Raw genomic sequence first — 2,133 nt, forward strand, 5'->3', positions numbered from 1 at the left:
AGACCAGTTGCACTGAAATTCAAATCCAAACCGCTGTTGCTTTTTGTGCCGGAGGAGTAGTTGAATCCGTGGTTGCCGACACTGTTCGGCGCGCCCGATCCTGCGTTGCGGAAGCCCGGAGCGGGTTCGCATCCCGTTTATTCCGAGAGGCAACGCAACTGAAGACCGGAGGCACGGCTGTACGAGCTGCTGGGGCCGAGGCCCTGCGTGCTGAAGCCCAAGTGCATGCCATCGGTTCTGTTATTTGAGGACGACCAACCGTTACCGATGTTACCGATGTGCCAAAAGCCCCCTTCGGCATCCCCGCGTCCGCCCGGGGCGGTGCCGCTCGGCACTCGAAAGAGGGCCGTGTCTACCCCAGGCAATCTACAACCGCCCATTTTGCCTATCTTTGTCCCGCGAACGAGCTCCCCCTCGCCACCCGAGGCCCTCGTTCGTCACTCCCCCTGATATCCTTCCGGCCGCCATGTCACGCCTCGCATACAGCTTCAAAAACGCCCGCGTCTCCGTCGCGTTCTACCTGTTGGTGCTGGCCCTCAACTTCTTCTCGCGGCGCATCTTTCTCGAAGAGCTCGGCACCCAATTCGTCGGCCTGACCTCCTCCGTGATGAGCTATATCGGCTTTCTGAACCTCGCCGACCTCGGGATCGCCACTGCCGTCGCCCAAGTGCTCTACGACCCCCTCTACCGGCGCGACCGGACACAAATCACCGAACTCGTCTCGCTCCTCGGCTGGCTCTTCCGCCTCGTCGGCCTCGCCATCACCCTGCTCGGGCTCACCTTCGCCGCCTTTATCCCGTGGGTCTTCGCCCGCGCCGTCGCCGAAGGCATCCCCCTCGGCACCATCTACGCCGCCTACCTCACCTTCCTGGCCACCACCCTGATGAGCTACCTGCTCAACTACAAACAGAACCTCCTGATGGCCGACCAGCGGGGATACGTTGTGACCCGGATCTTCAACCTCTCGCTGCTCGCCAAAGTGCTCCTCCAGATGGCCTTGCTCCGATGGACTTCGGCCGGCTACCTCACCTGGCTCGCCGTCGAACTCCTCTTCGGCGTCGTGTACGCCGTGTGGCTCGAATCCGCCCTGCGGCGCATCTACCCGTGGCTTCGCTCCTCTCTGCGCCAGGGTCGTGCCGCCGTGCGGAAATACCGCTCCGTCTTCGCCACCACCCGCCGGATTTTCTCCCACCGCATCGCCAGCCTCGTGCTCTACCAGTCCGACGTCATCGTCCTCGGCCAGCTCATCTCCCAGTCCATGGTCTCGTACTACACCAACTACTCGATGATGATCGGCCGCCTGACCTCCTTTATCGGCGGCGCGCTCAACAACAGCTACGCCGGCGTCGGGAACCTCGTCGTCGAAGGCGACCGGTCGAAAATCAAGCTCGTCTTCTGGCAATTCAACGCCATGTACTTCTGGATCGGCGGCACCCTCTCCTTTTCATTTTACGAACTCGTCAACCCGTTCATCTCCCTGTGGCTTCCGGCCGGTCGTTACGCCCTTTTCTCCTCGCCGGTGGTGCTGATGCTCGTGGCGACCCTCTTCATCGGCCTGATCCGCCAGACCGCCCAGTACTTTCTGAACGCCTACGGCCTCTACCACGACGTATGGGCGGCCTGGACCGAGGCCGCCTTGAATCTCGTCCTTTCGTTTTGGGCCTGTTGGCGTTACGGCGTATCGGGCGTCGTGGCGGGAACGCTGCTGAGTACCGGCCTTTTCGTCCTCTTCTGGAAACCCTACTTCCTCTACCGGCGCGGTTTCCGCGAATCCTCGCGAGAGTACTGGCTGACCCTGCTGAAATACCTCTCGATTCTCGTTTTCGTCTGGTTGGTTTCGGAAACGATTCTCGTCCAGGGCTGGCTTCCGTCTTCCGACACCTGGGGCGGCTGGCTGACCCGTGCCGTGATAATTCCGTTGTTGTACGGGATTTTGAGCGGCGTCGCGTTCTATTTTTCATCCCGCGGGATGCGTAATTTCGTCCGGCTAGTCACCGGCCTGCTGCGCGCCAAGCTCAGGCGGTAGGTGATTTGTTGCGTCAAATGAATTTTGGGAAATTGGGCTGTCGGCAGCTTTAGGATGCGCCAGCATCCGTCTAAAGTTTTTTTGGTTCTTTTTGTTCACAAAAAGAA

General features: G+C 60.4%; 1 protein-coding gene. It reads left to right on the top strand.

From position 1 onward, the window contains the following. Positions 1 to 466: 466 nt before the first annotated feature. Entirely contained in the window at positions 467 to 2,026 is a 1,560-nt protein-coding gene (locus QZ302_RS09860; protein ID WP_294594924.1) for a sugar transporter, read from the top strand. Positions 2,027 to 2,133: the final 107 nt, after the last annotated feature.

This window comes from uncultured Rikenella sp. (genome assembly GCF_910579375.1).
Taxonomy (GTDB): Bacteria; Bacteroidota; Bacteroidia; order Bacteroidales; family Rikenellaceae; genus Rikenella.

Excerpts from the sequence above, each read along its gene's own strand:
- QZ302_RS09860 (WP_294594924.1), top strand. The coding sequence starts at position 467 with ATGTCACGCCTCGCATACAGCTTCAAAAACGCCCGCGTCTCCGTCGCG.